General features: G+C 60.3%; 24 protein-coding genes. 16 read left to right on the top strand and 8 right to left on the bottom strand.

Annotation, left to right across the window (positions count from 1 at the left end; translation table 11 throughout):
- Positions 1-43 precede the first annotated feature (43 nt).
- Positions 44-487 carry a VOC family protein gene (locus ACN0SW_RS03935; RefSeq protein WP_417726660.1) on the top strand — a complete coding sequence of 148 codons (444 nt, stop codon included), beginning with the start codon at positions 44-46 and terminating at the stop codon, positions 485-487.
- On the top strand, positions 484-1,239 hold the full coding sequence (locus ACN0SW_RS03930; RefSeq protein ID WP_417726597.1) for a class II aldolase and adducin N-terminal domain-containing protein: 756 nt from the start codon (positions 484-486) through the stop codon (positions 1,237-1,239). The genes ACN0SW_RS03935 and ACN0SW_RS03930 overlap by 4 nt, the downstream gene beginning before the upstream one ends.
- Positions 1,240-1,297: 58 nt before the next feature.
- Here the strand turns inward: ACN0SW_RS03930 and ACN0SW_RS03925 are convergent, their stop codons facing one another.
- A complete protein-coding gene (locus ACN0SW_RS03925) occupies positions 1,298-1,783 on the bottom strand; it encodes a transglycosylase SLT domain-containing protein (protein WP_417726596.1) in 486 nt (161 codons plus the stop codon).
- A 125-nt stretch (positions 1,784-1,908) separates the two neighbouring features.
- On the opposite strand from ACN0SW_RS03925, the gene ACN0SW_RS03920 reads away from it, so the two are divergent.
- A complete protein-coding gene (locus tag ACN0SW_RS03920) occupies positions 1,909-2,763 on the top strand; it encodes an SDR family oxidoreductase (protein ID WP_417726595.1) in 855 nt (284 codons plus the stop codon).
- Between the two features lie 74 nt (positions 2,764-2,837).
- Here the strand turns inward: ACN0SW_RS03920 and ACN0SW_RS03915 are convergent, their stop codons facing one another.
- The 3 genes from ACN0SW_RS03915 to ACN0SW_RS03905 are packed head-to-tail and all read right to left on the bottom strand — an operon-like array spanning position 2,838 to position 4,663.
- Positions 2,838-3,911: a 5-(carboxyamino)imidazole ribonucleotide synthase gene (locus tag ACN0SW_RS03915; protein WP_417726594.1), complete on the bottom strand. Its 1,074-nt coding sequence runs from the start codon at positions 3,909-3,911 to the stop codon at positions 2,838-2,840.
- The gene (gene purE / locus ACN0SW_RS03910; protein WP_417726593.1) at positions 3,904-4,392 is read right to left on the bottom strand and encodes a 5-(carboxyamino)imidazole ribonucleotide mutase; all 489 of its coding nucleotides are present in this window, start codon (positions 4,390-4,392) and stop codon (positions 3,904-3,906) included. The genes ACN0SW_RS03915 and purE overlap by 8 nt, the downstream gene beginning before the upstream one ends.
- A gap of 46 nt (positions 4,393-4,438) precedes the next feature.
- Positions 4,439-4,663 carry a YdcH family protein gene (locus tag ACN0SW_RS03905; RefSeq protein ID WP_417726592.1) on the bottom strand — a complete coding sequence of 75 codons (225 nt, stop codon included), beginning with the start codon at positions 4,661-4,663 and terminating at the stop codon, positions 4,439-4,441.
- 159 nt (positions 4,664-4,822) lie between these two features.
- Between ACN0SW_RS03905 and ACN0SW_RS03900 the strand changes: the two genes are divergently transcribed.
- Both ACN0SW_RS03900 and ACN0SW_RS03895 read left to right on the top strand, forming a co-directional pair.
- On the top strand, positions 4,823-5,236 hold the full coding sequence (locus ACN0SW_RS03900; protein ID WP_417726591.1) for an Hsp20 family protein: 414 nt from the start codon (positions 4,823-4,825) through the stop codon (positions 5,234-5,236).
- Positions 5,237-5,242: 6 nt separating this feature from the next.
- The gene (locus ACN0SW_RS03895) at positions 5,243-5,470 is read left to right on the top strand and encodes a DUF1150 family protein (RefSeq protein ID WP_417726590.1); all 228 of its coding nucleotides are present in this window, start codon (positions 5,243-5,245) and stop codon (positions 5,468-5,470) included.
- 81 nt (positions 5,471-5,551) lie between these two features.
- Here ACN0SW_RS03895 and ACN0SW_RS03890 read toward each other — a convergent pair whose 3' ends face one another.
- Complete coding sequence (locus ACN0SW_RS03890; protein WP_417726589.1) at positions 5,552-7,258, bottom strand: bifunctional sulfate adenylyltransferase/adenylylsulfate kinase; 1,707 nt, start codon at positions 7,256-7,258, stop codon at positions 5,552-5,554.
- 476 nt (positions 7,259-7,734) lie between these two features.
- Entirely contained in the window at positions 7,735-8,610 is an 876-nt protein-coding gene (gene dapA, locus ACN0SW_RS03885) for a 4-hydroxy-tetrahydrodipicolinate synthase (protein ID WP_417726588.1), read from the bottom strand.
- Between the two features lie 154 nt (positions 8,611-8,764).
- Here dapA and ACN0SW_RS03880 point away from each other — a divergent pair, with 154 nt between their 5' ends.
- Entirely contained in the window at positions 8,765-10,717 is a 1,953-nt protein-coding gene (locus ACN0SW_RS03880) for a lytic transglycosylase domain-containing protein (protein ID WP_417726587.1), read from the top strand.
- Positions 10,718-10,754: 37 nt separating this feature from the next.
- On the opposite strand, the gene ACN0SW_RS03875 is transcribed toward ACN0SW_RS03880, so the two are convergent.
- A complete protein-coding gene (locus ACN0SW_RS03875) occupies positions 10,755-12,959 on the bottom strand; it encodes an NADP-dependent isocitrate dehydrogenase (protein WP_417726586.1) in 2,205 nt (734 codons plus the stop codon).
- Between the two features lie 135 nt (positions 12,960-13,094).
- Positions 13,095-14,306, bottom strand: a complete 1,212-nt coding sequence (locus ACN0SW_RS03870; RefSeq protein WP_417726585.1) for a multidrug effflux MFS transporter — start codon at positions 14,304-14,306, stop codon at positions 13,095-13,097.
- 260 nt (positions 14,307-14,566) lie between these two features.
- On the opposite strand from ACN0SW_RS03870, the gene ACN0SW_RS03865 reads away from it, so the two are divergent.
- From ACN0SW_RS03865 to ACN0SW_RS03820, 10 genes are all read left to right on the top strand, one after another.
- Positions 14,567-16,330: a sensor histidine kinase gene (locus tag ACN0SW_RS03865; RefSeq protein ID WP_417726584.1), complete on the top strand. Its 1,764-nt coding sequence runs from the start codon at positions 14,567-14,569 to the stop codon at positions 16,328-16,330.
- The gene (locus tag ACN0SW_RS03860) at positions 16,327-17,667 is read left to right on the top strand and encodes a sigma-54-dependent transcriptional regulator (RefSeq protein WP_417726583.1); all 1,341 of its coding nucleotides are present in this window, start codon (positions 16,327-16,329) and stop codon (positions 17,665-17,667) included. The genes ACN0SW_RS03865 and ACN0SW_RS03860 overlap by 4 nt, the downstream gene beginning before the upstream one ends.
- Positions 17,668-17,788: 121 nt before the next feature.
- Entirely contained in the window at positions 17,789-18,808 is a 1,020-nt protein-coding gene (gene dctP / locus ACN0SW_RS03855) for a TRAP transporter substrate-binding protein DctP (protein WP_417726582.1), read from the top strand.
- Between the two features lie 76 nt (positions 18,809-18,884).
- Positions 18,885-19,517, top strand: a complete 633-nt coding sequence (locus ACN0SW_RS03850) for a TRAP transporter small permease subunit (protein ID WP_417726581.1) — start codon at positions 18,885-18,887, stop codon at positions 19,515-19,517.
- A 12-nt stretch (positions 19,518-19,529) separates the two neighbouring features.
- On the top strand, positions 19,530-20,930 hold the full coding sequence (locus ACN0SW_RS03845) for a TRAP transporter large permease (RefSeq protein WP_417726580.1): 1,401 nt from the start codon (positions 19,530-19,532) through the stop codon (positions 20,928-20,930).
- Between the two features lie 91 nt (positions 20,931-21,021).
- Complete coding sequence (locus ACN0SW_RS03840) at positions 21,022-21,873, top strand: flagellar motor protein MotB (protein ID WP_417726579.1); 852 nt, start codon at positions 21,022-21,024, stop codon at positions 21,871-21,873.
- Positions 21,874-21,960: 87 nt separating this feature from the next.
- On the top strand, positions 21,961-23,262 hold the full coding sequence (locus tag ACN0SW_RS03835) for a flagellar hook protein FlgE (RefSeq protein ID WP_417726578.1): 1,302 nt from the start codon (positions 21,961-21,963) through the stop codon (positions 23,260-23,262).
- Positions 23,263-23,295: 33 nt separating this feature from the next.
- Positions 23,296-24,744, top strand: a complete 1,449-nt coding sequence (flgK, locus tag ACN0SW_RS03830) for a flagellar hook-associated protein FlgK (RefSeq protein ID WP_417726577.1) — start codon at positions 23,296-23,298, stop codon at positions 24,742-24,744.
- 2 nt (positions 24,745-24,746) lie between these two features.
- Positions 24,747-25,757, top strand: coding sequence for a flagellin (locus tag ACN0SW_RS03825; RefSeq protein ID WP_417726576.1), 1,011 nt, complete (start codon positions 24,747-24,749; stop codon positions 25,755-25,757).
- On the top strand, positions 25,754-26,866 hold the full coding sequence (locus ACN0SW_RS03820; protein ID WP_417726575.1) for a flagellar basal body P-ring protein FlgI: 1,113 nt from the start codon (positions 25,754-25,756) through the stop codon (positions 26,864-26,866). Before ACN0SW_RS03825 ends, ACN0SW_RS03820 begins: the two co-directional genes overlap by 4 nt.
- Positions 26,867-26,899 lie beyond the last annotated feature (33 nt).

Genomic DNA, 26,899 nt, shown 5'->3' with positions numbered 1-26,899 from the left:
CGCGGGGGGCATGATCAAGCTGCCACCCAAGGAGCGCATGCATATGGACTATGACGCCATCACGCCAGCGGCATTCGGGGCGGGCCTGCGTGGGCTTGGCCTCAATCTTCTGGTGCGCGATGTGCTGGCCGAGGCCGCGTTTCTGACAGAGGTTTTTGGCATGACCGCCCACCGCCTCAGCGCGGATTTCGCGATTATGACCTATGCTGGGCAGGTGATGCAGCTGCATGCCGATCATACCTATTCGGCCAATCCGATCCTCGGGCTGGTGCCCGAAACCCCGCCGCGTGGGGCGGGGGCCTCGATTCACCTCTTCGACAGCGATCCAGACACCGCCGCCGGGCGCGCCGAAACTGCCGGTGGTATGATCTTGCAACCGCCCACCAACAAACCGCATGGGCTGCGCGAATGCTGCATCCTGTGCGAAAACGGCTATGCTTGGGTCGCCTCGCGGCCCCTGACTGACAACGAAAGGACAGCCTCATGAATGTGACCACCCTGAAACCCAATATGGATCACTGGCAGGAACGTGTCGATCTCTCCGCCGCGTTTCGCTGGACGGCCCGCCTCAACATGCATGAGGCGGTGGCCAATCATTTCAGCCTCTCGATCAACGACGACGGCACGCGCTTTCTGATGAACCCCAACCAGATGCATTTCGCCCGCATCCGCGCCAGTGACCTCATTGTTGTGGATTCGAACGACCCCGAAACGCTGAAAGGGCCGAATGCCCCGGATCCCACTGCTTGGGGCCTGCATGGTGGGCTGCACCGGCATTGCCCGCATGCGCGCTGCGCCATGCATGTGCATTCCATCCACGCCACGGTTCTGGCCAGCCTCGCTGACAGCCGCCTGCCCCCCATCGACCAGAATTGCGCAACTTTCTTCAATCGTTACGTTGTGGACGAGGCCTATGGCGGGCTGGCCTTTGAGGATGAGGGCGCGCGCTGTGCGCGGCTCCTGACCGATCCCAAGAAAAAGGTGCTGATCATGGGCAACCATGGCGTCATGGTGATGGGCGACAGCGTGGCCGACACCTTCAACCGGCTCTATTATTTCGAGCGCGCCGCCGAGACCTATATCCGCGCGCTGCAAACCGGGCGTCCCTTGCGTGTTTTGTCTGACGAGGTGGCGGAAAAGACTGCACAGGAACTCGATGACTATCCCGGTCAGGCAGAGCGGCATCTTGACGAGTTAAAGGCAATTCTGGACGCTGAAGGTTCAGATTACGCGCATTAAGGGGTTTGGGGTCAAAACGGTGCAGAAACTCTGGGGGCAAACGTCCCCTACAGACCAATCACGCCGAGCGCAGACCGGTTTGCACCAGCAGCCCCTTGCGCTTGGCCTCATAGTAATAGCCCCGTGCATACCACATGATCGCGGCGTCCGGATCGCCCTCTGCCACGATATAAGCCCCGCGCAAATATTTGACCCCGTATTTCAGGTTGGTTTCAGCATCGAGCAACTCAGACGCAGGGCCCCTGTGCCCCATGCTCCGCGCAGTTTGCGGCAAAATCTGCAACAGACCGTAATAAGGCCCGTTGCGCACGCCGGGACGATGACTGCTCTCGCGGATTGCCAAGCGATGCACAAGACTGCGCGGCACCTCGTAATGATCCGCATATGTGTTGATCAACCTCCGCAATGCGGGCGTTTCATTGGGATAGAGCGGCGGCTCTGTCGGCGCTCCGCGGCTGGATACCTCGGGGCCACGTCCAGAGCAGGCGGCCAGTGGCACCGTCGCGATGAGACCCAGAACATGACGACGGCTGATCAAAGACATGGCAGCTCCTGCAAAACGTTGCGCGCAAAATGCCCGGTTCTCCCTTTTCGCGCCAGAGACCATTTGTACCACCGGCGACTCCCCGCCACCTTGCCAAATCTGACCTCTCGCGCCATGTAAGAGCCATGACCAAAACATTGCTCTCCTTTGGACACGGCTTTACCGCCCGCGCGCTCGCAGCCCGCCTGTTGCCGCAGGGCTGGACCATCATTGGCACCACCCGCAACCCCGACAAGGCCGAGGCGCTGCGGCGCGAGGGGATCACGCCCGCGCTCTGGCCCGATGAGGATCTTGGCCCGGCGCTGGCCTCTGCCACGCATCTGCTGATTTCCGCCGGACCGGATGCAGCAGGTGACCCGGTTCTGACGCGCTACCGCGATGTGATTGCTCAGACAGCCCCCCGGCTTGACTGGGTGGGGTATCTGTCGACCACCGGCGTTTACGGTGATCACGCGGGCGGTTGGGTGGATGAGGCAACCGCGCTTACCCCCGCGACCAAACGCGGTCAGATGCGGGTCGAGGCTGAAACCGCATGGCAGGCGATCCCGGACCTGCCGCTGCATATCTTTCGCCTTGCGGGCATTTATGGCCCCGGTCGCGGACCCTTCGAGAAGGTTCGCCAAGGCACAGCGCGGCGGATTATCAAACCGGGTCAGGTCTTTAGCCGCATCCATGTGGACGATATTGCACAGGTGCTTGAGGCGTCGATCAACCGCCCCAACCCGGGGGCGGTCTATAATATCTGCGATGATGATCCGGCCCCACCACAGGATGTCATCGGACATGCCGCCGCATTGCTCGGGCTGCCGCTACCGCAAGAGGTGGCTTATGATGAGGCCGAGATGACACCCATGGCGCGGTCATTTTATGCGGAATCGAAACGGGTCTCGAATCGTCGGATCAAGGATGAGCTGGGGATTGAACTGATCTATCCCGACTATCGCACCGGGCTAGAGGCGCTGTTGGCGGCAGGGGATTAAGAGCGGGGGCTCTGCCCCCGTCCCGGACGATGTCCGGGACCCCCCGAGGTATTTTGAGCCAGATGAACCTTGGTTCAGGGCTTGGTCGTGATGCGGTTGACATGACCCATCTTGCGGCCCGGCTTGACCTCTGCCTTGCCATAGAGGTGGATCGAGACCCCGGCCGTACGGGCCAGATCCGGCACCCGGTCCATGTCATCGCCAATCAGGTTCTCCATCACCACATCGGCATAGCGCGTGCCATCGCCCAATGGCCAGCCCGCCACTGCGCGGATATGCTGCTCGAACTGGTCGATCGCACAGCCCTGCTGCGTCCAATGGCCCGAGTTGTGCACGCGCGGCGCGATTTCGTTGACGATAAGCCCCCCCGGCGTGACAAAGAGTTCCACGCCCATCACGCCGACATATTTCAGGCTGTTGAGAATTTTGGCCGCCAAGAGGACGGCATCGGTGCGTTGGGCAGGCGTCAGGCGCGCGGGCACCGTGGTGGTGCGCAGGATACCCCCCTCATGCACATTCTCACCGGGATCGAAGCAGGCCACATCGCCCGCGATATTGCGCGCGGCAATCACCGAAACCTCGTGGCTGAACGCGACAAAACCCTCATAGATCGCGGGCTGCCCGCCCATGTCGGCCAGGGCCTGCTCGGCATCGGCGGGCGTCATGATCCGCGCCTGTCCCTTACCGTCATAGCCAAATCGGCGGGTCTTGAGAATTGCGGGCAGGCCGATCTCGGCCATTGCCTCGGCCAGATCACCGGCATCGTCCACGGCGGCAAAGGGCGCGGTCATCAGGCCAAGATCGCTCAGAAAGGCCTTTTCCAGTAACCGGTCCTGACTGACCTTGAGCGCGCGCCTGCCGGGGCGCACCGGGCGCAACGGCTCCAGCAGATCGAGTGCTGCGGTGGGGATGTTCTCGAACTCATAAGTGATCACATCGACACTCTCGGCAAAGCGCCGCAGTGCCGCCTCATCCGCGTACTCAGCCTTGATATGGGTGTGCGCCACATGGCTCGCGGGGCAATCGTCCCCCGGCTCGAACACGCAGGTCTTGAAGCCCAGCCGTGAGGCCGCCACCGCCAGCATGCGGCCCAGTTGACCGCCGCCCAGAATGCCAATCGTCGCGCCGGGGGAAAGGGGCTCAGTCATCGGTGGGCTCGTCCGGAATAGAGGCCGACAGCGCCGCACGCCATGCGTCCAGCCGTTGCGCCAGATCGGCATCGGAATTGGCGAGGATCGCTGCGGCCATCAGCCCTGCATTGGCCGCGCCCGCCGCCCCGATTGCCATGGTTGCCACCGGAAACCCCTTTGGCATCTGCACGATGGAATAAAGACTGTCGACGCCCGACAGCGCCCGCGTCTGCACCGGTACGCCAATCACCGGCACGCGGGTCTTGGAGGCCATCATCCCCGGCAAATGCGCCGCGCCACCAGCCCCGGCGATAATCACCTGCAAGCCGCGCGCGACCGCCGTTTTGCCATACTCCCAGAGCCGGTCCGGCGTGCGATGCGCCGAGACGATCTTGGTCTCATAGCTGAGACCTAATTCGTCCAGAATCTGCGCCGCTTCGCGCATGGTGGACCAGTCGGATTGACTGCCCATAATGATGCCGATCTTCACGCCTGCCATAAAACGCCCCTCGTCTAGAAGCGCGCACTATACTGATCAGAGACCGCTACGCAATGATGTCCGGATAGAGACGGTCCTCGATCCGCGCAATCATGTCACGCAGCCACAGCTTCTTTTTCTTGAGGCGCTGCATCATCAGCTGATCCGCCGTGCCCTTGTCTTGCAACGCACGGATGGCCTCGTCGAGATCGCGATGCTCGCGGCGGAATTCCTCCAGCTCGACGCGCAGCACATCCTCGGATTTCATCGACAGGTCGCTATAGGCATTCATGGCACGCGATTCCTCTGGGGGATTGAAAATACAAGATACTGAATCGCACCGCATTCGCAAAGCCCTTGCACGCATGCAGAGCAAACCCCATATTTGAGGCCGAGGTCGCCATAACGGGGCCTGCATAATGGACGGTCGCTTAAGCTCAAGGACGTGTCGATGACAAAGCTTACTCTGGGGTCGCACCCCTATATGCTGGGGTTTGAACAACTGGAACGGATGCTGGAACGCAGCGCCAAATCCGGGAATGAGGGTTATCCGCCCTTCAACATCGAACAGACCTCACAGAATTCCTATCGCATCACGCTGGCCGTCGCGGGCTTTGCCGAAGAAAATCTGGCAATCACCGTCGAGGATCGTCAATTGGTGATCCGTGGCCGTCAGGGCGATGAGGCTGAGGACCGGCTTTATCTGCATCGCGGGATCGCCGCGCGCCAGTTTCAGCGCTCGTTTGTGTTGGCGGACGGCGTCGAGGTGGGCGAAGCGATTATGGAAAACGGTTTGTTACATGTCGATCTCACGCGCGCTCAGCCAGAGCCGGTTGTGCAACGGATCAAGATCAACAAAGGGTAAGCCATCATGGAAACGAGATACGAATTCGGACAGGACGCAGACCGCCCAATCGTCTATGTGCGCGCGGTCGAGGTTGATGATCTGCCCGCTGAGATGCGCGATCAGCTGGGCGACCTGACGACGCTTTACGCGTTATACACCGCCGAAGGTGAGCGTCTGGCGCTGGTCAAAGACCGCAAGCTGGCGTTTCTTCTGGCGCGTCAGAACAATATGGAGCCGGTGACGGTTCACTGAACCGCCCCTCTAACGCGCGTCTAACGAAAAAGGGCCGCCCCGATCACGGGACGGCCCTCTTTCATTCGGACAGATCACAGATCAGCCAGCGATCAAGCCAAGGCTCTCCAGCTTGAGAATGACCTGATGGGCGCAGTTGTCCACGTCGACATTCTCGGTCTCAACGCGCAACTCGGGATTCTCGGGGACGTCATAGGGATCGGAAATCCCGGTGAATTCCTTGATTTTGCCCTCACGCGCCAGTTTGTAGAGACCCTTGCGGTCCCGCCGCTCGCATTCCTCGATGCTCGTGGACACATGCACTTCGATGAAGGCGCCAAACTGTTCAACATCCTCGCGCACCGCGCGGCGGGTGGTGGCATAGGGCGCGATCGGGGCGCAGATGGCGATGCCGCCGTTCTTGGTGATCTCAGAGGCGACATACCCGATGCGGCGAATATTCAGGTCGCGATGCTCTTTGGAGAACCCGAGTTCAGACGACAGGTTCTTACGCACGATATCGCCATCGAGCAGGGTCACAGGACGCCCGCCCATTTCCATCAGCTTGACCATCAGAGCGTTGGCAATGGTGGATTTGCCCGAGCCTGAAAAGCCGGTGAAGAACACGGTAAAGCCCTGCTTGGACCGGGGCGGACGGGTGCGGCGCAATTCGCGCACCACTTCGGGGAAAGAGAACCACTCGGGGATTTCCAGACCTTCCGCCAGACGGCGACGCAGTTCGGTGCCGGAAATGTCGAGAACGGTAGAGCCTTCCGGTACTTCGGAAATCGGGTAGTACTGCGCCTTTTCCTGCACATAGACCATATGTTTGAAATCGACCATCTCGATGCCGATCTCATCCTGATACTGCTTGAACAGTTCCTGTGCATCGTAGGGGCCGTAAAAATCCTGCCCGGCAGAGTTCTTGCCCGGACCGGCATGATCGCGCCCGACGATAAAATGCGTGCAGCCGTGGTTCTTGCGGATCAGACCGTGCCAGACGGCTTCGCGCGGGCCGGCCATGCGCATCGCCAGATTGAGCAGGCTCATCGTGGTGGTAGAAGACGGATATTTGTCCAGCACGGCCTCGTAGCAGCGCACGCGCGTGAAATGATCCACATCTCCCGGCTTGGTCATGCCCACGACAGGATGAATGAGCAGGTTGGCCTGCGCCTCCTTGGCGGCGCGGAACGTCAATTCCTGATGCGCGCGGTGCAGCGGGTTGCGGGTCTGGAATGCCACGACGCGCCGCCAGCCCAGTTTGCGAAAGAGCGCGCGCAATTCGTTGGGCGTGTCACGACGCCCCCGGAAATCGTAATGCACCGGCTGCTGAATGCCGGTAACCGGGCCACCCAGATAAATCTTGCCTGCTGTGTGATGCAGATAGTTCACGGCCGGATGCGCCAGATCATCGGCGCCGAACACCTTTTCCGCCTCACGCGCCTTGTTGGGCGTCCAGCGGTCGGTGACGGTCATGGTGGCGAGGATCACCCCCTCTTGGTCGCGCAGCGCGATGTCCTGTCCGATTTCCAAGCCGTCGGCGAATTTTTCGTTCACATCAAGCGTGATCGGCATCGGCCAGAGCGAACCATCGGCCAGCCGCATGGTTTCGACCACACTGTCGTAATCGGCCTCAGCCATGAACCCTTTGAGCGGATTGAACCCGCCATTCATCAACAGTTCCAGATCACAGATCTGCCGCGGCGTCAGATCCCAGCTCGTCAGATCTGCCGCCTCCACTTTTAGCTTCTGGGCGCTCTCATAGGAAACATAGAGCTCGGGAACGGGGGCTAGGTTTGGCTGTTGCATCATGGGCCTCAGGCGGTTGCAAATTTCAGGGGGCTGCCAATGGCAACCTGTTGCGGCGCGGCTTAGCCCCGGATCATGCCTGAAATCAAGGCATAGCCGCATTGCGCCTGCATTTGAGACAAAAATGACGCGAAAGTCTGCCGGTTAGGAACGCCCGGCCCAGACCATGGTATTTTGCCGAACGAGACTGTCATCTCGCCCGGTTCTCGAGGCAAATCAATCCGCGCCGGGCTTTCTGATTAGAGCTATTCTAAGCTGATGAATCTTTTGAACCTCAAGGAGCAATTTCGCTTCCCTGTCTCTCAGCCTCTTGTCTGGGGCACTTTCTGCGGTGGCTTTGGCGCAGGGGGCCGCCGTCTCTGACCTGCGTGAATGCGCGCGGCGCCCCTGCGCCCCACCGGCGAGGTGAAATAAGACCAGGCGACGGGGGGCCGGTTCGGCCTCCCGCTTTGCGCCTTCGCTTCGTTTCTAATGACTCAGTTGATCAGCCCGGCATGGCGCATGCCAGCTTCGACCAGCGCCTTGGTCGGATCGCTCAGACCAACCAGAGGCGAGCGGACCTCTTCACTGCACAGGCCCAACCGCGACATGGCGTATTTGACGCCAACCAACCCCGGCTCGACAAAGATAGCCCTGTGCAGCGGCATCAGCCGATCCTGCAAATCCAGCGCCTTGGCATAATCCCCCGCCAGCGTCGCCTCTTGCACCTGCGCCACCAGTTTGGGCGCAACATTGGCGGTGACCGAGATCACGCCAACCCCGCCTTGGGCATTGAACCCGTGCGCGGTGGCGTCCTCGCCGGAAATCTGGATGAAATCCTTGCCGCAGGTGATCCGCTGGGCACAGACCCGCGCCAGATCGCCGGTCGCGTCCTTGACGCCGACAATCCGCGGCAACTGCGCCAGCACACCCATGGTCTCGGGGCTCATGTCCACTACGGAGCGTCCGGGAATGTTGTAGATGATGATCGGCAGATCGCAGCAATCGTGCAGCGCGGTGAAATGCGCAATCAGCCCAGCCTGAGTCGGCTTGTTGTAATAGGGTGTTACGACCAGCGCCGCATCGGCCCCCACCTTATGGGCGTGCTGCATCAATCTGATCCCCTCAAGGGTGTTGTTGCTTCCAGCCCCCGCAATTACCGGAATCCGGCCTGCGGCGGCGCGCACCACCTCTTCAACGACCATCTCATGTTCTTGATGCGTCAGGGTCGGGCTCTCGCCGGTGGTGCCCACCGGCACAAGACCGTTGCTGCCCTCACCGATATGCCATTCCACCAGTTTCTTGAGCGTCTCCACATCCACCGCGCCGTTCTTGAACGGCGTGACCAAGGCAGGAAAAGATCCTTTGAACATGACACGCTCCTCTTGTCTGACTGCTGTGGGCTTGGGCCCGCATTGCTCTCTCGCGCCATAGGCGGTTGGCCGCGCATATTCACCGGCATCATCAATGGACGCGGGCGCGCGGGCCGCTTAGGCTGGCGTTGTCTATCCTTCGCAATAGCGGGAAATGCAAGAGATGTTGCGCGCGCTGATCATGGTTTTCGGGCTGTTTTTGCCGGTTTCGGTGACGCATGCGGCGGATCTGCAACGACAGGCGCCGCGCCCTTTGGCCAGCGCGCTTGACGCCATTCAGGCCGGACGATGGGAGGTGGCGGCGCGTCTGGCGCGGCGCGATGGTGCCGCCGCCGCCGATCTGATCGAATGGCATCGCTTGCGTGCAGGTCTGGGCGACCCTGCGGCGATTCTCGATTTTCTTGACCGAAACGCGCATTGGCCCGGACTCGACTATCTGCGCCAGCAGAGCGAAGAGCCGATGACCCATGCCGATTTTGATGACGTTCTGGCCTTCTATGACGGGTATCTTCCGCAGACAGGCACCGGCGCTCTGAACCTCGCGCATGCGCTTTTGGCGCGCGGACGGCAGAGCGAGGCTGAGATCGGGATCGTTCTGGCATGGCGCACGCTCGATCTGACCACGGCTGAACATCAGGACATCCTGCGTGCGTTCGGCCCGCTTCTGGGCCCGCATCACGAGGCACGATTGGACATGGCGCTCTGGCGCGGTCTTGAGGATGTGACCGACATGCTGCCCTTGGTCTCAGACGAGGCCCGCCGCTTGGCCAAACTGCGCGGCACCGTCAAGCGCGACGGCGGCGCAGGGCTGACAGAGGCCGACTCCCGCCATCCCGGCATCGCGTTCGAACTCTTCACCCGTCACCTCAGCAACGCGCCCGAGGATGCCATCGCCGTGCTCTTGCGGCAAAGCAGGATCAAGGCCGGTCTGGGAGCGCCTGAACGCTGGGCAAGCTGGCGGCGTGCACTGGCCCGCCAGAGCATGCGCGCCGGTGACGCGCAACTGGCCTATGATATCGCCTCGGTACATCAATTGGTCGAGGGGTCGGATTACGCCGATCTCGAATGGCTCTCGGGCTATCTGGCGCTGACCTATCTCAATGCGCCAGAGCTGGCGCTTGACCATTTTCAACGCTTCCGCGCCGCCGTTGCCACGCCAATTTCGCTGGGGCGCGCAGGCTATTGGATCGGCCGCACCCAAGACGCGCTGGGCGACCCCGAGGCGGCACATCTGGCCTATGCCGAAGGGGCCGCCTATCAGACCAGCTTTTACGGGTTGCTCGCCGCAGAGGCAGGTGGCCTCGCCTTCGATCTGCGCCTTGCCGGGGCTGAGACCTCACCGGACTGGCGCAGCGCCGCGTTTGCCCGTACCGACCTGCACGAGATCGGCACGCTCGCATTGCGCATGGGCGATCTGGGCCTCGCGCGGCGGTTCTTTCTGCACTTGGCGGACTCGCAGGATCGAACCGGTCTGATGCAGATGGGCCATATGCTTGAAGATCTGGAACAGCCTCATCTTCAGGTCATGTTGGGCAAAACGGCGGCAGACCGCGGATTGATCGTAGAGCGGCCCTATTACGCCCTGCATCCTATGGCAGACATGGATCTGCCCACCCCGACGGAACTGGCCTTGGCCATTGCCCGGCGCGAAAGCGAATTCAACCCCGTGGTGGTCAGTGGCGCGGGCGCGCAGGGGCTGATGCAGCTCATGCCCGGCACAGCCCGTGACATGGCCCGCGATCTGGGCCTGCTCTATGTGCCCTCGGACGTGCTCAATGACTGGTCCTATAACGCACGGCTCGGGTCTGCCTATCTGGCGGGGCTGGGCGGGCGGTTTGGCGGCAATATCGTTCTGGTCGCGGTGGGCTATAACGCCGGTCCGGCGCGCGCCGCGCAATGGATCGAGGACTATGGCGACCCGCGTGGGCGCGATGCCCATGCCATCATCGACTGGATCGAACATATCCCGTTTCGAGAGACACAGAATTACGTGATGCGCGTGGCCGAGAGCCTGCCCGCCTACCGCGCCCGTCTGGGCAAAGCCCCTCTGCCGCGTGCCTTCTCAGAGGAACTGGCCGGCAACAGCGTGGCCCCGGTCGGAGAGTGAACCGCGCGACCAAAGGGGCCGCGCGGCATAGGGTTTATCAGCCGATAATCGCGTTTAGCGTCGCACTTGGGCGCATCACCGCCGCCAGCTTGGCCGGATCGGCGTGGTAATAGCCGCCAATATCGGCAGGCTTGCCTTGGGCTGCGGCCAGTTCACTGACGATCTTGGTCTCGTTCTCGACCAACGCCTGTGCCACCGGGGCAAATTCGGCGGCCAGTGCGGCATCCTCGGTCTGTACCGCCAGCGCCTCGGCCCAGTAGCGGGCAAACCAGTAATGGCTGTCGCGGTTGTCCGGCTCTCCCACCTTGCGGCTGGGCGAGCGGTCATGGTCCAGAATGCCTTGGGTCGCGGTGTCAACCGCCTCGCCCAGCACCCGCGCCCGCGCATTGCCACTGGTCTCCGCCAGAAACTTGAGGCTCTCGCCCAAGGCGCAGAACTCGCCCAGGCTGTCCCACCGCAGATGGTTTTCCGACTGCAATTGCTGCACATGTTTGGGGGCTGAGCCACCAGCGCCGGTCTCGAACATGCCGCCACCGCTCATCAGTTTGACGATCGACAGCATCTTGGCGCTGGTGGCCAGTTCGAGGATCGGGAACAGGTCGGTCAGGTAATCCCGCAGCACGTTGCCGGTGATGGCAATGCTGTTCTCGCCCTTGGTGATGGTTTCCAGCGAGGCGCGGGTCGCCTCACGCGGGGCCATGATCTCGAATTTGTCTTCCACACCCTTTGCCGCAAGGATCGGTTTGACCATCGCGATCAGTTCCGCGTCATGGGCGCGTGCCGCATCCAGCCAGAAAATCGACCGATAGCCGGTGGCCTTCTGCCGCTCGATGGCCAGATTGACCCAATCCTCGATCGGTGCCTTGCGCGCCGAGGCCGAGCGCCAGATATCGCCAGCCTCAACGTTCTGCTGGTGCAGCACGGTGCCATCCTCAAGGATCATCTTGACGGTGCCCGACTGCGCAATCTCAAACGTGGTCGGGTGGCTGCCGTATTCTTCGGCCTTCTGCGCCATCAGGCCGATGTTCTGCACCGTGCCTGCGGTGGCGGGGTTCAGCTTGCCGTTCTCCTTAAAGAACTTGATCGCCTCGTCATAGACCGGTGCATAGGCATTGTCGGGGATGACGCAGACTGCGTCATGTTCCTGATTGTCCGGGCCCCAGCCCTTGCCACCCGCACGAATGAGCGCAGGCATTGAGGCGTCAATGATCACATCCGAGGGCACATGCAGGTTGGTGATCCCCTTGCTGCTGTCCACCATGTAGAGCGGCGGGCGCGTGGCCATGCAGGCGTCAATCGCCGCCATGATCCCGGTGTTGTCCTTGACGCGGGCCAAGAGATCACCCAACCCCGAATTCGGGTTTACGCCCAAGGCCGCCATTTCATCGCCGAATTGCTCGAACACCGGGGCAAGGAACGCCTTGACCGCGTGCCCAAAGATGATCGGGTCCGAGACCTTCATCATCGTGGCCTTGAGGTGGATCGAAAACAGCACGCCCTCTGCCTTGGTCCGCTCGATTTCCTCGGCAAGAAAGCTGTCCAATGCGGCGGCGCTCATATAGGTGGCATCCACCACCGTCCCCGCCGGATAGCTCAGCCCGTCCTTGAGCACGGTTTCGCCGCTGGCGGTTTCCAACACGATCTTGGCCTTGCTGGCCTGCGGCAGGGTTGCGGATTTCTCGTTCGAGAAGAAATCCCCGCCTGACATTGCAGCCACGCGCGTCTTGCTCTCAGACGACCACTCACCCATGCGATGCGGGTTGGCTTGGGCATAGGATTTGACGGCGGCGGCGGCGCGGCGGTCGGAATTGCCCTCGCGCAAAACCGGGTTCACAGCAGACCCCTTGAGCGCGTCATAGCTCGCGCGCACTGCCTTTTCGGCGTCGCTCGCGGGCTCTTCGGGATAGTTGGGGATGTTATAGCCCTGGCTTTGCAACTCGCGGATTGCCGCCAGAAGTTGCGGCACCGAGGCCGAGATATTCGGCAGCTTGATCACATTCGCATTCGGGGTTTTAACCAATTCGCCCAGTTCCGCCAGATCATCGGCAATCCGCTGCTCTTCGGTCAGATGCTCGGGAAAGGCGGCAAGGATGCGGCCCGCCAGCGAAATGTCTTTGGTGCCCACGCTCACATCTGCGGCGGCGGCAAAGCGCTGGATGATCGGCAAGAGCGAGGCGCTTGCCAGTTCGGGGGCCTCATCGACCTTGGTATAGATGATGTCGGGGGTATTGGACGTGGCCATCGGGGATCCTTTCCGATTTGGGGATGATCGGCGCTGCCCTGCGGCGCAGGTGCGCGACTCGTTGGATTGAGGCTGTCTTAGCCTAAAACTCTCGGGCAATAAAGATAGTATGCGACGGTATACAAAATAAATTGTCTAAACCGTCTGCGCGGCCCGTACCCGTAACCGCTGCATCAGGCCATAGCCCAACAGCACCGCGCCCAGAACCCCCAGATGCGCCGGCATCGGCGTGCCGGCAAACTGCTGTCCAATGGGCACGGCAATGGCGACACTGCCCACCGTGGCCACGGCCCCGGTCACGCTCGCCGCCATGCCTGCAATCGCGCCCATCGGGGCCATCGCCAGTGCATTGAGATTGCCAAGCGTCAGCCCGGCCTGAAAGAAAACGCTGGTTTGCCAGATCAGAAAGATGGCGAACTGCGCGCCGGGGGGCAGTCCCATCTGCCAAAACGTAATCGCCAGAACCGACAGCACGATCTGCGTCCCGAGCGCCGCGCTGACCATCCGCTCCATCCCCAAGCGCATCACGAGGCGGGAGTTGAGGAAACTGCCGCTCCCTGCGATCAGCGCCATCAGGAAAAACCAGTAGGGAAAGCTGCTGGCGCGGTGGAATGTCTCATCGAATACCGGCTGCACCATGCTGAGCGAGGTAAAGAGCGTGGTCATGCATAACATCTGTACCACGATTGCCAGACGTGTGACCGGATGCGCCAAAACCTCGCGCAGCGCCGCCCAGAGAGGAGCGGCGCGAAACGGGCGGCGCGCATCCTTTGGCAAGGGTTCCGGCAGGCGCAGCGCCATCCAGAGCGAGAGCACTAGCGCAAACACCACAAAGGCCGCGAACACCCCACGCCAGCCTGCCAACGCAATGACTCCTGTTCCCAGCAGCGGGGCCATGGCGGGCGTCAAGGCAAAGACCATCATCACAAAGGACATCAGCCGCGCCATGTCGCGCCCGGCATAGAGATCACGGATGATGGCGATTGACACGATCCGAAACGCCGCCGCCCCAACACCTTGGATCGCCCGCGCGACCAGCAGGGCTTCAAGGCTCGGGGCGAACATCGCAAGACCGGAACCGGCGGCATAGATCGCGGCACCAATCAGGATCACCCGTTTGCGCCCGAACGAGTCCGACAGTGGCCCTGACACAAAGGTACCCAGCCCCAGACCTAACAGAAATGCGGTGATGATTAACTGCGCACGGTTTGGCGCCTCGGGGGTCAAGGCCTCGGCAATATGCGGCAATCCCGGAAGCATCGCGTCGATAGAGAACGCGACCGTCGCGGCCATCATTGCCATCATGGCGATGAACTCAGGCCGAGAGAGGGGGGGCTTGGCGGGCATGGGGTATCCTTTGTCGCGGGGATGACCGGGCTTAGCACGGCCTTGCGGGGGAGACCAGATGACGCCCTCGGGATAGTTGAGTTAATCTATCTGGTTTGCGGGAGCCGACAAAAGGCAGCGTCGCATGGCGCTTCATCTGTGTCTGACAGGGTCCTTTTGGGGCGGATTGCGTGTAAGGTTTCGCCGTTATTTTGTACAAACCTCAAGGTGTCACTGCCGCCTTTCAGCATATCCATCCCCTCTGCAAAAGCGCTTGCGCGATGGCTCAAAGACACGGATATCTAGGCTCCATGCGCCTGACCTATTCCGCCCTCGCTGCCTTTACCGCATGTTGCGTGGCTATCGGTGTGTTCTGGCTCTCGCTCAGTTTCTTTCAATACGAAGAAGAAACCAAGGCGCGGGGGCGGCTCTCTCTGTATCGCAGCACGGTTGTATCAGAGCTGGAACGGTTCTCGCATCTGACCTACGTTCTGGCGCGCGACAGCCACGTTATCGACACCGCCACCGGGGCTGCCACTGGACGGCTTGACCGTAGATTGGCAGCCTTCGCCGCGCAATCCGGATTGGATGCCATTTATCTGATGCGCCCGGACGGAATGACAGTTTCTGCATCGAATGCAGGAAAATCGGATAGTTTTGTGGGGCAAGACTATTCGTTTCGCCCATATTTCCAACAGGCCCGAAACGGCACGCAGGGCCGGTTTTATGGCATTGGGGCCACCACCGGCCTGCCCGGTTATTTCATTGCCGATGCTGTCCGGCTGCCGGATGAAACCCTGATTGGGGTCATCGCGATCAAGCTTGATCTCACCGATTTGGAAGAGGCGTGGCGCGCCGCGGGCGAACAGGTTTTACTGGCCAATCGTGATGGGGTGATCATGCTGTCCTCCGATCCCGACTGGCGTTACCGCACGCTGCAAGACTTGGATTCGGCGCAGCGTGCGCGCATCGCGCAGGACCGACAATTCCCCGGCCAGCGTCTGGAACCACTCGACTGGGCGGATAATAAGGATGCACGGGCCATGATCGGCGGCGCAGAGCGCATTCACCTCTCGGCCAGCGTTCCGCCGCATGACTGGGTGTTGCATTATTTTGCGGACGACAGCGCGGCCATGACCCGAAGTTGGCTCCTGACGGGGATGGTGATGATCCTTGCGGGGACTGGCTTTCTCGTGTCTCAGGTGCGCCGGACGCAGCGCATCGGAGAGGCTTTGCGGCGCTCTGAGGCCGAAGAGGCGCAATTGCGTGAGGCAAATGAACGACTTGCAGTCGAAATCGAGGAACGTCGCGCAGCAGAACGTCGCTTAAAGCGCACCCAGAATGAGCTGGAGCGTGCCAGCCGTCTGGCGGCGCTCGGGCAGCTGGCGGCCTCTGTCACGCATGAGCTGGGACAGCCTATCGCCGCCATGCGTAACCATCTGGCCGCAGCTGAAATAGGCGGGCAGCGGGCCGAGCGCATCTTGCCACGCATTTCTGGAATTGTGGACCGGATGGAGGCGATCACGCGTCAGCTCAAGTTCTTTGCCCGCACCGACCGTGAGGATTTCTCGCAGGTTGACCTGCGCGCGGTGGTGCAGTCGGCCTTGGCATTGGTGGAGCCAAATATTGAGAAAATTGGCGTTGAGGTCACATTTATCCAGCCCAAGCATCCTATTTTGGTACGTGGCAATCAGTTGCGGCTGGAGCAGGTGTTGACCAACATACTACGCAATGCTGTAGATTCTGTCGAAGATTGCCACATACGGCAGATTGCCCTCAGCTTGGGGGGGTGTGACGGCACGGGTTGGGTAGAGATCTGCGACAGCGGGCATGGTCTGGGTCAGGCTAGCCTGGATGATCTGCAAGAGCCCTTTGTTACCACGCGAGAGAGTGGCCGCGGTATGGGGCTTGGCCTTGCGATTTCAGCCAACATCGTCAAGGAACATCATGGACGGATCAGCGCCCGCAATGGCACGAACAGCGGTGCGGTGTTTCGCGTAGAGTTGCCGCTCGCAGATAGGGACGAGGACTTGAGCGCCGCATGACCAGCCTGACCCACCCCCGAATTCTGATTGTCGAGGATGATAAGGCAATGCGGGTATCGCTGGTCGATCTTCTGGAGGCGGCTGGCTGGCAGGTTGAGGCACTGCCACGAGCGGAGCGGCTGGCCGAAAGAATGGCCGAGGTGCAGCCCGATGTGATCCTGTCTGATGTCCGTATGCCTGGGATGTCGGGCCTCGAATTGCTCGACACACTCGACCCGGATCTGGCGCCGCCTCTGGTACTGATTTCGGCGCATGGCGATATCGCCATGGCGGTGGATGCGATGCGCAGGGGGGCCTACAGCTTTGTCGAGAAACCCTACGAGCCGCGCCGCCTGTTGAACATCCTGCACCATGCCGCAGATCAGCACATGATGCGCCAAACGACCGCGCGGCTCAAGAACCGGCTGGCGCAGCTTTCGGGGCTGAACCGTGTTCTCTTGGGCGAAACACCGGAAACCATCGCGTTGCGCGATGAGGTTCTGGATCTGGCGCAAAGCGGCGCGGCGGTGATGCTGCAGGGCGAGACCGGGACCGGAAAAGAACTGGTGGCGCGCGCGCTTCATGATCTTGGACCTCAGGCTGAGGGGCCGTTTCTGGCCCTCAACTGTGCCGCATTTTCGGTGGAAGGCTTTGAAACTGAAATGTTTGGCGTTGAAGGTGGGGCAAAGGGGCGTCTGCGAGGGGCGGATGGCGGGACGCTTTTTCTCGATGAAATCTGTTCCTGTCCTTTGCCTGTTCAGGCCAAGCTGCTCCGGCTGATTGAGGACAAGCAAGTCACGCCTCTTGGGGCGCCGATTGCCGTACCGTTGCGGTTCCGCGTCATGTCAGCAACCAACGAAGACACCCAAGAGGCAGTGCGCGACGGACGGTTGCGGGCGGATTTGCTCTACCGGCTGAACACAACGTTAATTGCGCTGCCGACGCTGCGGCAACGCCGCAATGATGTCATGCTTCTGGCAGCCAGATTTCTGGAGGAATTTGCCCGGGTCTACGAAACCCGCGCTCCGGACCTGAGCGCTGAGGACAGTGCCGCTTTGCTGGCGCATGACTGGCCGGGCAATGTGCGCGAACTGCGCAGTGTTTGTGAACGGCGCGTGTTGGCGGCCCGGCGTGGGTCTGGGTCAATGGCGCAGGCCTTGTGCCGCGACGCACCGGGCGACGATGTTCCCGATACGCTGCGCGAGGCCGTGGCCGCATTCGAGCGCGAGCTGATTGCCAAGGCAATCACCGCACATCGGGGCCGCATGGAGGCCGTCGCCGAGGCACTTGGCATCGGGCGGCGGACGCTGAATGAAAAGATCGTAAAACTGGGTCTGGACAAAGAGGCTTTGCTATAGTGTCATTGCGGAATTCCGCAGGGTTGCCGATGGGGAGTAGGCGGTTTTCTTCATAGTAAGCGCGTCTGGTTTCCCTCAAGGTGCCCCCAATAATCTGACATGAAATCTGGGAGGAGAAACCATGCAGAAATATCTGAGCTATACCGCCGTTGCCGCACTCAGTCTTGCTTTCGCTGGAGAGGCCATGGCGACCGAATGGAACGTGTCCGTCTGGGGCAAACGGCGTGCCTTTACCGAGCATGTGGAGAAGCTGGCAGAGCTGGTAAGTGCCAAGACCAACGGCGAATTCACTATGAACATCAGCTATGGTGGTCTGTCGAACGAGAAAGAGAACCTCGACGGCATTTCCATCGGTGCGTTTGAAATGGCTCAGTTCTGTGCCGGGTATCACGCCGACAAGAACCCTTCGCTGACGGTGCTGGAGCTTCCCTTCCTTGGCGTGGAAACGCTGGAACAGGAAACGGCCCTCTCGCAGGCTCTCTATGATCAACCGTCGGTCAAGGCGGATCTTGGACGCTGGAATGCGACGCTTCTGATGCCCACGCCGATGCCGCAGTACAATTTCGTCGGGGCAGGCGATGTGCCCAACAGTCCCGATGATTTCCAAGGCATGAGTGTACGAGCCCTCGGCGGTATCGGGGCCGCGATGCAGGCCATCGGCGCCGTGCCAACCTCAATGTCCGCCACAGAGGTCCGGCAGTCGATGGACAGCGGCGTGGTCAAGGCCGTCAGCTTTGCGCCACATGCGCATATGTCCTTTGGCACCATCGAAAGTGCAACATGGTGGACGGCCAACCTCAACCCCGGAACCGTAAATTGCCCGGTTGTGGCCAACACTGATGCGCTCAACGCCCTGACAGATTCAGAGCGCGAAGCACTGCTGGGGTCCATCGACGAGGCGCTCGCCCATTACATCGACTACTACGAAAACCAGACTATGAAGGCTTGGGGCCCCGCTCTGGAAGAGCGCGGGGTCACCTCCATCACCTTCGATCAGGCATCGCTTGATGCGTTCAAGAACGTTGCGGCAGGTCCCGCCGCGGCCAGTTGGATCGAAGAGAATGGTGCACGCGGTCTGCCTGCGCAGGAGCTTTATGATTTCGTAACAGCCAAGCTGGCAGAGATCAAAGGCGGCTCTTGAGCCGATGACGCCGATCCGCTGCGCAAGGCGCGTGGCGGATCGCTTTGCATCCTGAAAATACAGGGGGGGAAGTCCCATGGCGGGTGCGGCATCTGTGCTGTCCGATCACAGCCTTCTTAGCTATCTTGACCGAGGTCTCTACAGGCTGGAGCGGCTGCTCGCACTGCTGAGCGGGATTGCCGTCTTTTCCATCATGATCCTTGCTGTGATCTCTGTGGGCGGACGCAATTTATTCAATCAACCTTTGCCCGGATATGTCGATTGGATCGAACAGATCATGCCACTGATCGCCTTTATGGGCGTGGCTTATACACAACGCGATGGTGGGCATATTCGCATGGATATCGTTGTCGGGCTGCTCAAGGGGCGGGCCTTGTGGTTGGTTGAATTGATCACCACTCTGGCGGTTCTCGCGCTGATGCTCTTGCTCGTTTGGGGGAGCTGGGCGCATTTCCAGCGCAGTTTTGACTTTACTGCCCCGATGTGGAGCCGCGACAGTACGATCGATATCGGTCTGCCCATCTGGCCTGCCAAGATCTTGGCCCCGATTGCCTTTGCCGTGCTGTCACTGCGCCTGAGCTTGCAGCTTTGGGGATATGGCCGGGCTTGTCTCTCTGGGGACGAGCAGCCTGTCGCCGTACCGTTGATCGAAGATGTGGCAACCCAAGCCGCACGCGAAGCCGCGCAACTCAGCGGCCATGATACGTAAGGGACGCACCTGATGGAGCCCATTGAGATTGGAATTGTCGTCACCGGCATCATGCTGGTTGTCGTTGTGCTGGGAATGCGAGTGGCCTTTGCCGCGGCATTGGCTGGCGTTATTGGGCTGATCTGGATCTTTTGGTCCAAGAAGGGCTACGATGGCGATCAATTCCTCTGGGCACTGACTGTCGCCGTCAAGACCGCAGGGCAGGTGCCGCATTCCAAGGTCAGCTCTCAGGCGCTCAGCCTCATTCCCACCTTCATCCTCATTGGCTATCTCGCCTATTATGCAGGCCTCACACAGGCGCTTTTCGAAGCGGCGAAACGTTGGGTCGCGTGGGTTCCGGGGGGGCTTGCGGTTTCGACAGTGTTCGCCACCGCAGGATTTGCCGCCGTGTCGGGCGCGAGTGTGGCGACCGCCGCAGTTTTTGCGCGCATCGCTATCCCCGAAATGCTCAAGATCGGGTATGATAAACGCTTTGCCGCTGGTGTCGTCGCAGCCAGCGGGACCTTGGCCAGCCTTATACCGCCGTCTGCGCTCTTGGTGATCTATGCAATCATCGTCGAGCAAGATGTCGGCAAGCTGTTGCTTGCAGGCTTTGTTCCAGGCGTCTTCTCGGCAATTGTCTATGTCGTCCTGATTATTGGTCTCGCGGTGACAGTCAAAGGATTTGGACCGCCGGTCACTGGGTTCACCTGGCGCGAGAGGTTCGTTTCACTACCGCCGGCGCTGCCTATCGTGTTTGTGGTCGTGACCATTGTGTTTTTCGTCTACAATCCGTTTGGCGGCGATGCTTGGGGCACGCCCACCGAAGGCGGGGCAATCGGGGCCTTTCTGGTGTTTCTGGTGGCCCTCTATCGCGGCATGCGCTGGCCGGAACTAAAGCAAGCGTTGCTTGAAACCGCAAAGCTGAGCGCGATGATATTCACGATCATCTGGGGTGTTCTGATCTATGTGCGGTTCCTTGGATTTGCAGATCTGCCGCATGCCTTTGCCAACTGGATCACCTCGTTGACCATGTCGCCGATGCTGATCCTGATCTGCATCCTGTTGGCCTATGCGGTGCTGGGCATGTTCATGGACGCCATCGGCATGCTGCTCTTGACGCTGCCTGTGGTCTACCCGGCTGTTATGGCGCTTAATGGTGGTGTAGCGGTCAGTGCTGCCGACAGCACCTTTGGCATGTCTGGTCCAATGTGCGCGATTTGGTTCGGAATTCTCGTGGTGAAGATGGCCGAGTTTTGTTTGATCACGCCGCCGATTGGCCTCAACTGTTTTGTGGTGGCAGGGGTGCGCGATGATCTCAGCGTGCAGGACGTGTTCAAGGGCGTTACGCCATTCTTTGTCGCGGATGCCGTGACGATTGCCCTGCTCGTGGCGTTTCCTGCCATTGTCCTGTGGCTTCCGGGGCAGGTATGAGGTTCTGAAATTCATAAAACTTGAAGTGTTAACATCTCGGTAGCTTCCGTTGTGCTACTCCTTAATGCGGGTGAGTACAAAGGTGATGAGAATGAGCGCGCATAGCAATGCGGCGCCAGTCATCATCAAACGGAAAAAGGTAGTGGGTGGCGGCGGGCATCATGGCGGTGCCTGGAAGGTGGCGTATGCTGACTTTGTCACGGCGATGATGGCTTTTTTCCTGCTGATGTGGCTGCTGAACGCAACGACGGAACAACAACGCAAAGGTATTTCGGACTACTTCAGCCCGACCGTGCCGATCAGTAGGATTTCAGGCGGGGGAGATGGAGCATTCGGCGGTGACAGTGTATTCTCCGACGATGTTCTGCCGCAAAACGGCACGGGGGCTTCTCTGCGCTCCGCACCGATCAGCCGACAGGTCAAGGGTGCGATGGGGGTCATCGCACAAGGTACGCTGTCAGCCGATGCAGAGGCGTTTTCTGAAATTGACGATATGCTTTCCGGGCGTAGTGGGGAAAGCTTGGTGGCGGATGAGAGGCTGCGCCACATCTTGACCCGGGTCACGGATGAGGGGCTGGTGATTGAGATTTTTGATCTGCCGGGCGCGCCGCTTTTCGAGGGGGATCAGGATGTGCCCACTCCCTTGCTCGAAGATATTTCGGCGCTTTTGAGTGGTGCGGCCAATCTTGTGACCAACCATGTGGCGCTTGCGGGTCATACCCGTGCGGTGCCCATCACTCTGGTCAAGAACCCGGTTTGGGATTTGTCTTCTGCACGCGCCAACCAATTTCGCCGGATGCTGGAGGCTGCCGGTCTCGCGGCAAAGAGGATGCGTCGAATTACCGGGCATGCGGACCGCACGCCCGCCGTGCCCGATCCCATGGCCCTGCGCAACAACCGGCTGGAGATGATCTTGCTACGATCCGATCTTATCCGAAACTAGAGAGAATTTTATGCATTAGCGGACTGTTAAAGTTACGCGCGTATGCCTGTGTCCCAAGGTTGGTCGATGCAGCAGAAAGGCGTATCCATGACAATTTCCTCTTCTTTGAATGCCAGTGTCGCGGGTTTGAACGCGAATGCCACGCGGCTTGCGACCATTTCAGACAATATCGCCAACTCTTCGACCTTTGGATATCGCCGTGTCGAGGCTGATTTTGAATCTTTGGTCATATCCGGCCGGGGCGGCAGCTATTCGGCGGGCGGGGTTCGTGCCAGCACGCAGCGGCTGGTGGATCAGGGAGGGTCCATTGTCAGCTCTTCGAACCCCACCGATTTAGCCGTGCGCGATCGCGGGTTCCTGCCGGTGGCCCGTGTCACCGATCTTGCCGTGGCGAACGGCGGCTCGCAAATGCTGCTGACCACCACGGGCTCTTTCCGGACGGATTCCCAAGGGCGGCTGGTGACCGAGTCTGGCCTGGTTCTGCTTGGCTGGCCGGCAAATCCAGACGGGACGATCCCCGAGTTTTCGCGCGACACTAGTGCCGGGCTGGAGCCGGTTCAGATCAACGTCAACCAATTGACGGGAGAGCCGACGACGTCCATCGATCTTGGCGTCAACCTGCCTGCAACCGACACCAGATTCGATGGCGCAGGTGATCCCCAACAGCTGTCGATCGAGTATTTTGATAACCTCGGCACCTCTGAGAACATCTCATTGCAGTTTTCGCCAACAATTCCGGCTGTTGGGCTGTCGAATGAATGGACGGTGACCTTGACGGACTCGGCGCAGGGTAACGCGCTTATCGGAGAATACATCCTGACCTTTGACGACGCGCGCGAGACGGGCGGCACTCTGCTGGGCGTGCAGACGATTACCGGCGGTGCGTTTGATCCAACAACCGGAGCGATCATTGTCGATGTGGCGGGCGGTCCGATTGAGATTAATATCGGTCGCCTCGGCACCTCTGATGGCTTGAGCCAGTTGTCAGACAGCTTTGCGCCGCTCTCTATTGCCAAGGATGGCTCTCCGGTTGGGAACATGATCGCGGCAGAGGTGGATGCAAACGGGTTCGTGCGTGCCTCATTTGATACGGGCGTGACCCGGATCATCTATCAGGTGCCGTTGGTGGATCTGCCCAATCCCAACGGCATGGTGTCAATGGATCAACAGACCTATCTTCCTTCTCCCAATAGCGGTTCTTTCTTCCTTTGGGATGCGGGGGATGGGCCGACCGGTGACATCGTGGCCTTTGCCCGTCAGGAATCCGCCACCGATGTCGCGGGTGAGCTGACTGACATGATCCAGACGCAGCGTGCCTATTCTTCAAATGCCAAGGTGATCCAGACCGTTGATGAGATGTTGCAGGAAACCACCAACATCATCCGCTAAACACGCCTTTGATCCCGGAAAAAAGGAAACGACATGACCCTCAGCTCTGCTCTTTCCAGCGCACTCAGCGGGCTTGTTGCCAGCACGCGGACGGCGGAGGTTGTGTCGGGCAATCTTGCCAATGCTCTTACTGAAGGGTTCGCCCCAAGAGAGATCACGCTCGCGTCGACCCGGGATAGTCGAGGCGTGCGTGTGGAAAGTGTCTCGCGGCAGGTCGATCTTGGGTTGCTGTCTGACCGGCGGATCGCAGATAGCGCGCGCGCAGCCTCTGAGGTTGGTGCAAGTTTTGCGCTGGCTGTGGAAAAGACCATTGGCACACCAGAGTCAGCGCAATCCCTGACCGGCAGATTGGCCACGCTAGAGGCGGCGTTTGTTACGGCGAGCACCCGCCCGGAGGACCCAAACCGATTGCAGGAGATTCTGCGTGAGGCTCAGGGTCTTGGCGCGTTGTTCAATGATGCAGCATCCGAAATTGCGCGCTTGCGCAGTGCCGCGGATCGCGACATCGCCACCACTGTCGATGCACTGAACTCTAGTCTTGAACAGGTGGTTGCCCTCAATACTCAAATAACCGCAGGCCTGTCGCGCGGCAATGATACGGCAACACTCGAAGATCAGCGTCAACGCGTGATCGATACCCTTGCCGAGGTCCTTCCGCTGCGGCAAGTGCCTCGTGACAATGGGTCTGTGGCGCTGGTCACGACTTCTGGTGGATTGCTGCTTGATGGCCGGGCTGTCACGCTGTCCTTTGATCCAGCACCTGTGGTCACTCCGCAAATGACGCTTGAAAACGGTCTTTTGTCTGGCATCAGAATTGATGGGACGGAGGTGCCTGTTGGCGGTGATCGGGGCCCTTTGCAGGGTGGCCGCTTGGGGGCATTGTTTGATATTCGTGATCGCGCCGCCATAGACGCCAACGCGAAACTTGATGCTGTTGCACGCGATCTGGTCGAGCGATTTCAGCAACCTGGCCTTGATCCAACACGTGCGTCGGGCGACGCTGGTCTGTTTACCGATGCCGGCGCCAGCTTGGAGGCACAGAATGAGTTGGGCATTGCCGCCCGCATTTCTGTAAATCAGGCCATCGACCCAATGCGCGGAGGGGATATCGTCAGAATTCGCGATGGATTGTCCGCACCCAGTGCCGGACCGCCGGGCAATGGAGAGCTGCTTGCCGCCCTGCGCCGTGCGCTGACGGGACCGAGCAGCCTGTTTTCGACCAACTTGGGGGGTGGGGCACGCTCTGCTGCCGGACACGCAGCAACCTTGATCTCGAACCTCTCGCAGGCCCGCGTTGCAGCGGAGCAGACCCAGAGTTTTGCCACCGGACAGGCCAGCCAGTTTCGGGCGCTTGAACTGGCGAATGGTGTGGACAGCGACGCAGAATTGCAGCGCTTGCTCTTGGTCGAACAGGCGTTCGGTGCCAACGCCCGCATGATCCAGACGATTGATGACATGCTTGACACCCTTTTGAGGATCTGACGATGAATTTTCAAACCATCGGTGACCTTGCCCAGTCGTTCGCACTGCGACGTCAGGGGCTGGAATTGCGACAACAGATGGATCGTCTCGGGCTGGAACTCAGCAGTGGGCGGGTTGCGGACTTGGGTCGCCATCTTTCGGGCAACCTCCTGCCGCTTGCGGATATCGAGCACGAGCTGGTGCTGCTGTCCGGACACCGCACTGCAGCACGTGAGGCTGCGACCGATACCGGTATTATGCAGGCATCGCTGGATCGTGTGCAAAGAGCGACCACGGATTTGGCGACGCAGGCGATTACCTTGGGTCCGGTGGGTACGACGCGCCAGTTGTCCAGCCTTGTGGTCAATGCGACCGAGACCCTTGGCTCTGTGATTGGGGCGCTCAACAGCGAGGCGTCGGGACGCGCGCTCTTTAGTGGTGCGCAGACGGATACGAGCCCGCTTGTCTCCGCTGAGACACTGCTTTCGGACGTGCGAAACACCCTGTCCGGATCCGCAAACGAGGCGGAGATGAAGGCCCGGTTGGATATGTTCTTCGAAAGTGCCTCCGGCGGCTTTCAAACCTTGATCTATCGGGGCGCAACGACCGAGGTCTCGCCCTATCAGCTTGGGTCTGGAGAGTCCGTGGCTTTGGATATCCGCGCCGATGATCCGACCCTACGACAGGCGCTCAAACAAATGGTTCTGATCGCGGTGAGCAATGATCCGGATTTACCACTTGCCGCGGCACAGCGGGTTGCTTTGGCGGCGGATGCCGGGGTAACGCTTTTGGCCCATCAGGATGGCTTGACAGAGATCCGGGCCAATCTTGGGGCGGCTGAGAGTCGCATCGAGCAGTCTGCCTCACGGATTGCCGCTGAAATCTCTAGCTTTGAGATTGTTCGGTCTGAACTGGTCTCTGCGGACGCGTTTGAAACTGCGGTTGAGCTTGAGCAGGTGCAGTTGCAACTCGAAACGCTGTATACGATCACGGCGAGAGCTTCGCGGCTCACCCTTTTGAATTTCTTGTCATGAGCTTGCGGCGTCTGGCCTGGTGTTTGGGTCTGGGTCTTGCACTTGGGTGCAGCATGGCCATGGCAAGTCCGATCCGGATCAAGGATCTGGTCGAGTTTGACGGTGTGCGTGGCAATGACTTGGTCGGTTATGGCTTGGTCGTCGGGCTCAATGGTACGGGTGACGGGCTAAGAAATGCGCCCTTCACAGAAGAGATTATGTCCAACATTCTTGAACGCCTCGGCATCAACGTATCGGGAGAGCAGTTTCGTCCCAAGAATGTTGCTGCGGTGTTTGTCACCGCCGAATTGCCCCCATTCGCGCGGGCGGGCGGCCAGATTGACGTAACCATTTCTGCAATCGGCGACGCCAAGAGCCTTTTGGGCGGCACTTTGGTGATGACACCGCTCAACGCGGCCGATGGTCAGATCTACGCTGTGGCGCAGGGCACAATCATCGCAGGGGGAGTCGCCGCCCAAGGGGATGCAGGGGGCGTCATACAAGGGGTTCCGACTGCGGGTGTGATCCCCTCTGGCGCAAGGGTTGAGCGCGAGATCGAGTTTGATTTCACTGCGTTGGATACAATCCGCCTTGCGCTACGAGAGCCGGATTTTACCACGGCAGCGAGGATAGAGAGTGCGATCAACGGCACCGTTGGCCGGGACGCAGCGGTCATGCTCGATGCGGGCACTGTACGACTGACACTGTCACGCATGCGCGCGGCTTCGCCTGCGCACGCACTTGGGCAGATCGAGAACATTCTGGTCGAGCCAGAGCGCAAGGCGCGTGTGGTGGTCGATCAGCGTTCTGGTACGATCGTGATGGGACAGGATGTAAGGATATCGCGGGTGGCGGTTTCGCAGGGCAATCTGACCCTGCGCATTCAGGAAACACCGCTTGTCGTGCAGCCAAACCCCTTTGCCCAAGGAGAGACCGTGGTGGTCCCGCGCACGCAGGCCGAGATACAAGAAGAGCCGGGTATCGGCTTGGCCGAGGTTCAGCCGGGCACCTCCCTGTCCGAGGTCATTGCTGGGCTGAATGCGCTTGGTGTGGACCCACGCGATATGATCGACATTCTCAAGAGCATTAAGGCTGCAGGCGCGTTGCATGCAGAATTCGTCGTGCGCTGAGGGTGCGATCTGCGCCCGCATCACCTGTCCCAA

It is taken from the genome of Roseovarius sp., assembly GCF_048262375.1.
Lineage (GTDB): Bacteria > Pseudomonadota > Alphaproteobacteria > Rhodobacterales > Rhodobacteraceae > Roseovarius.
This window is presented reverse-complemented; position numbering and strand designations above follow the sequence as displayed.

What these genes read in the sequence shown, in the direction of transcription:
- ACN0SW_RS03905 (WP_417726592.1), bottom strand. Translation starts at nt 4,663, where the DNA reads ATGAATGCCTATAGCGACCTGTCGATGAAATCCGAGGATGTGCTGCGC.
- ACN0SW_RS03890 (WP_417726589.1), bottom strand. Translation starts at nt 7,258, where the DNA reads ATGCAACAGCCAAACCTAGCCCCCGTTCCCGAGCTCTATGTTTCCTAT.
- ACN0SW_RS03895 (WP_417726590.1), top strand. Translation starts at nt 5,243, where the DNA reads ATGGAAACGAGATACGAATTCGGACAGGACGCAGACCGCCCAATCGTC.
- ACN0SW_RS03835 (WP_417726578.1), top strand. Translation starts at nt 21,961, where the DNA reads ATGACAATTTCCTCTTCTTTGAATGCCAGTGTCGCGGGTTTGAACGCG.
- ACN0SW_RS03840 (WP_417726579.1), top strand. Translation starts at nt 21,022, where the DNA reads ATGAGCGCGCATAGCAATGCGGCGCCAGTCATCATCAAACGGAAAAAG.
- dapA (WP_417726588.1), bottom strand. Translation starts at nt 8,610, where the DNA reads ATGTTCAAAGGATCTTTTCCTGCCTTGGTCACGCCGTTCAAGAACGGC.
- ACN0SW_RS03875 (WP_417726586.1), bottom strand. Translation starts at nt 12,959, where the DNA reads ATGGCCACGTCCAATACCCCCGACATCATCTATACCAAGGTCGATGAG.
- ACN0SW_RS03865 (WP_417726584.1), top strand. Translation starts at nt 14,567, where the DNA reads ATGGCTCAAAGACACGGATATCTAGGCTCCATGCGCCTGACCTATTCC.
- ACN0SW_RS03935 (WP_417726660.1), top strand. Translation starts at nt 44, where the DNA reads ATGGACTATGACGCCATCACGCCAGCGGCATTCGGGGCGGGCCTGCGT.
- ACN0SW_RS03900 (WP_417726591.1), top strand. Translation starts at nt 4,823, where the DNA reads ATGACAAAGCTTACTCTGGGGTCGCACCCCTATATGCTGGGGTTTGAA.
- ACN0SW_RS03880 (WP_417726587.1), top strand. Translation starts at nt 8,765, where the DNA reads ATGCAAGAGATGTTGCGCGCGCTGATCATGGTTTTCGGGCTGTTTTTG.
- ACN0SW_RS03860 (WP_417726583.1), top strand. Translation starts at nt 16,327, where the DNA reads ATGACCAGCCTGACCCACCCCCGAATTCTGATTGTCGAGGATGATAAG.
- ACN0SW_RS03920 (WP_417726595.1), top strand. Translation starts at nt 1,909, where the DNA reads ATGACCAAAACATTGCTCTCCTTTGGACACGGCTTTACCGCCCGCGCG.
- ACN0SW_RS03915 (WP_417726594.1), bottom strand. Translation starts at nt 3,911, where the DNA reads ATGACTGAGCCCCTTTCCCCCGGCGCGACGATTGGCATTCTGGGCGGC.
- ACN0SW_RS03925 (WP_417726596.1), bottom strand. Translation starts at nt 1,783, where the DNA reads ATGTCTTTGATCAGCCGTCGTCATGTTCTGGGTCTCATCGCGACGGTG.
- ACN0SW_RS03850 (WP_417726581.1), top strand. Translation starts at nt 18,885, where the DNA reads ATGGCGGGTGCGGCATCTGTGCTGTCCGATCACAGCCTTCTTAGCTAT.
- ACN0SW_RS03930 (WP_417726597.1), top strand. Translation starts at nt 484, where the DNA reads ATGAATGTGACCACCCTGAAACCCAATATGGATCACTGGCAGGAACGT.
- purE (WP_417726593.1), bottom strand. Translation starts at nt 4,392, where the DNA reads ATGGCAGGCGTGAAGATCGGCATCATTATGGGCAGTCAATCCGACTGG.
- ACN0SW_RS03820 (WP_417726575.1), top strand. Translation starts at nt 25,754, where the DNA reads ATGAGCTTGCGGCGTCTGGCCTGGTGTTTGGGTCTGGGTCTTGCACTT.
- ACN0SW_RS03870 (WP_417726585.1), bottom strand. Translation starts at nt 14,306, where the DNA reads ATGCCCGCCAAGCCCCCCCTCTCTCGGCCTGAGTTCATCGCCATGATG.
- ACN0SW_RS03845 (WP_417726580.1), top strand. Translation starts at nt 19,530, where the DNA reads ATGGAGCCCATTGAGATTGGAATTGTCGTCACCGGCATCATGCTGGTT.
- dctP (WP_417726582.1), top strand. Translation starts at nt 17,789, where the DNA reads ATGCAGAAATATCTGAGCTATACCGCCGTTGCCGCACTCAGTCTTGCT.
- ACN0SW_RS03825 (WP_417726576.1), top strand. Translation starts at nt 24,747, where the DNA reads ATGAATTTTCAAACCATCGGTGACCTTGCCCAGTCGTTCGCACTGCGA.
- flgK (WP_417726577.1), top strand. Translation starts at nt 23,296, where the DNA reads ATGACCCTCAGCTCTGCTCTTTCCAGCGCACTCAGCGGGCTTGTTGCC.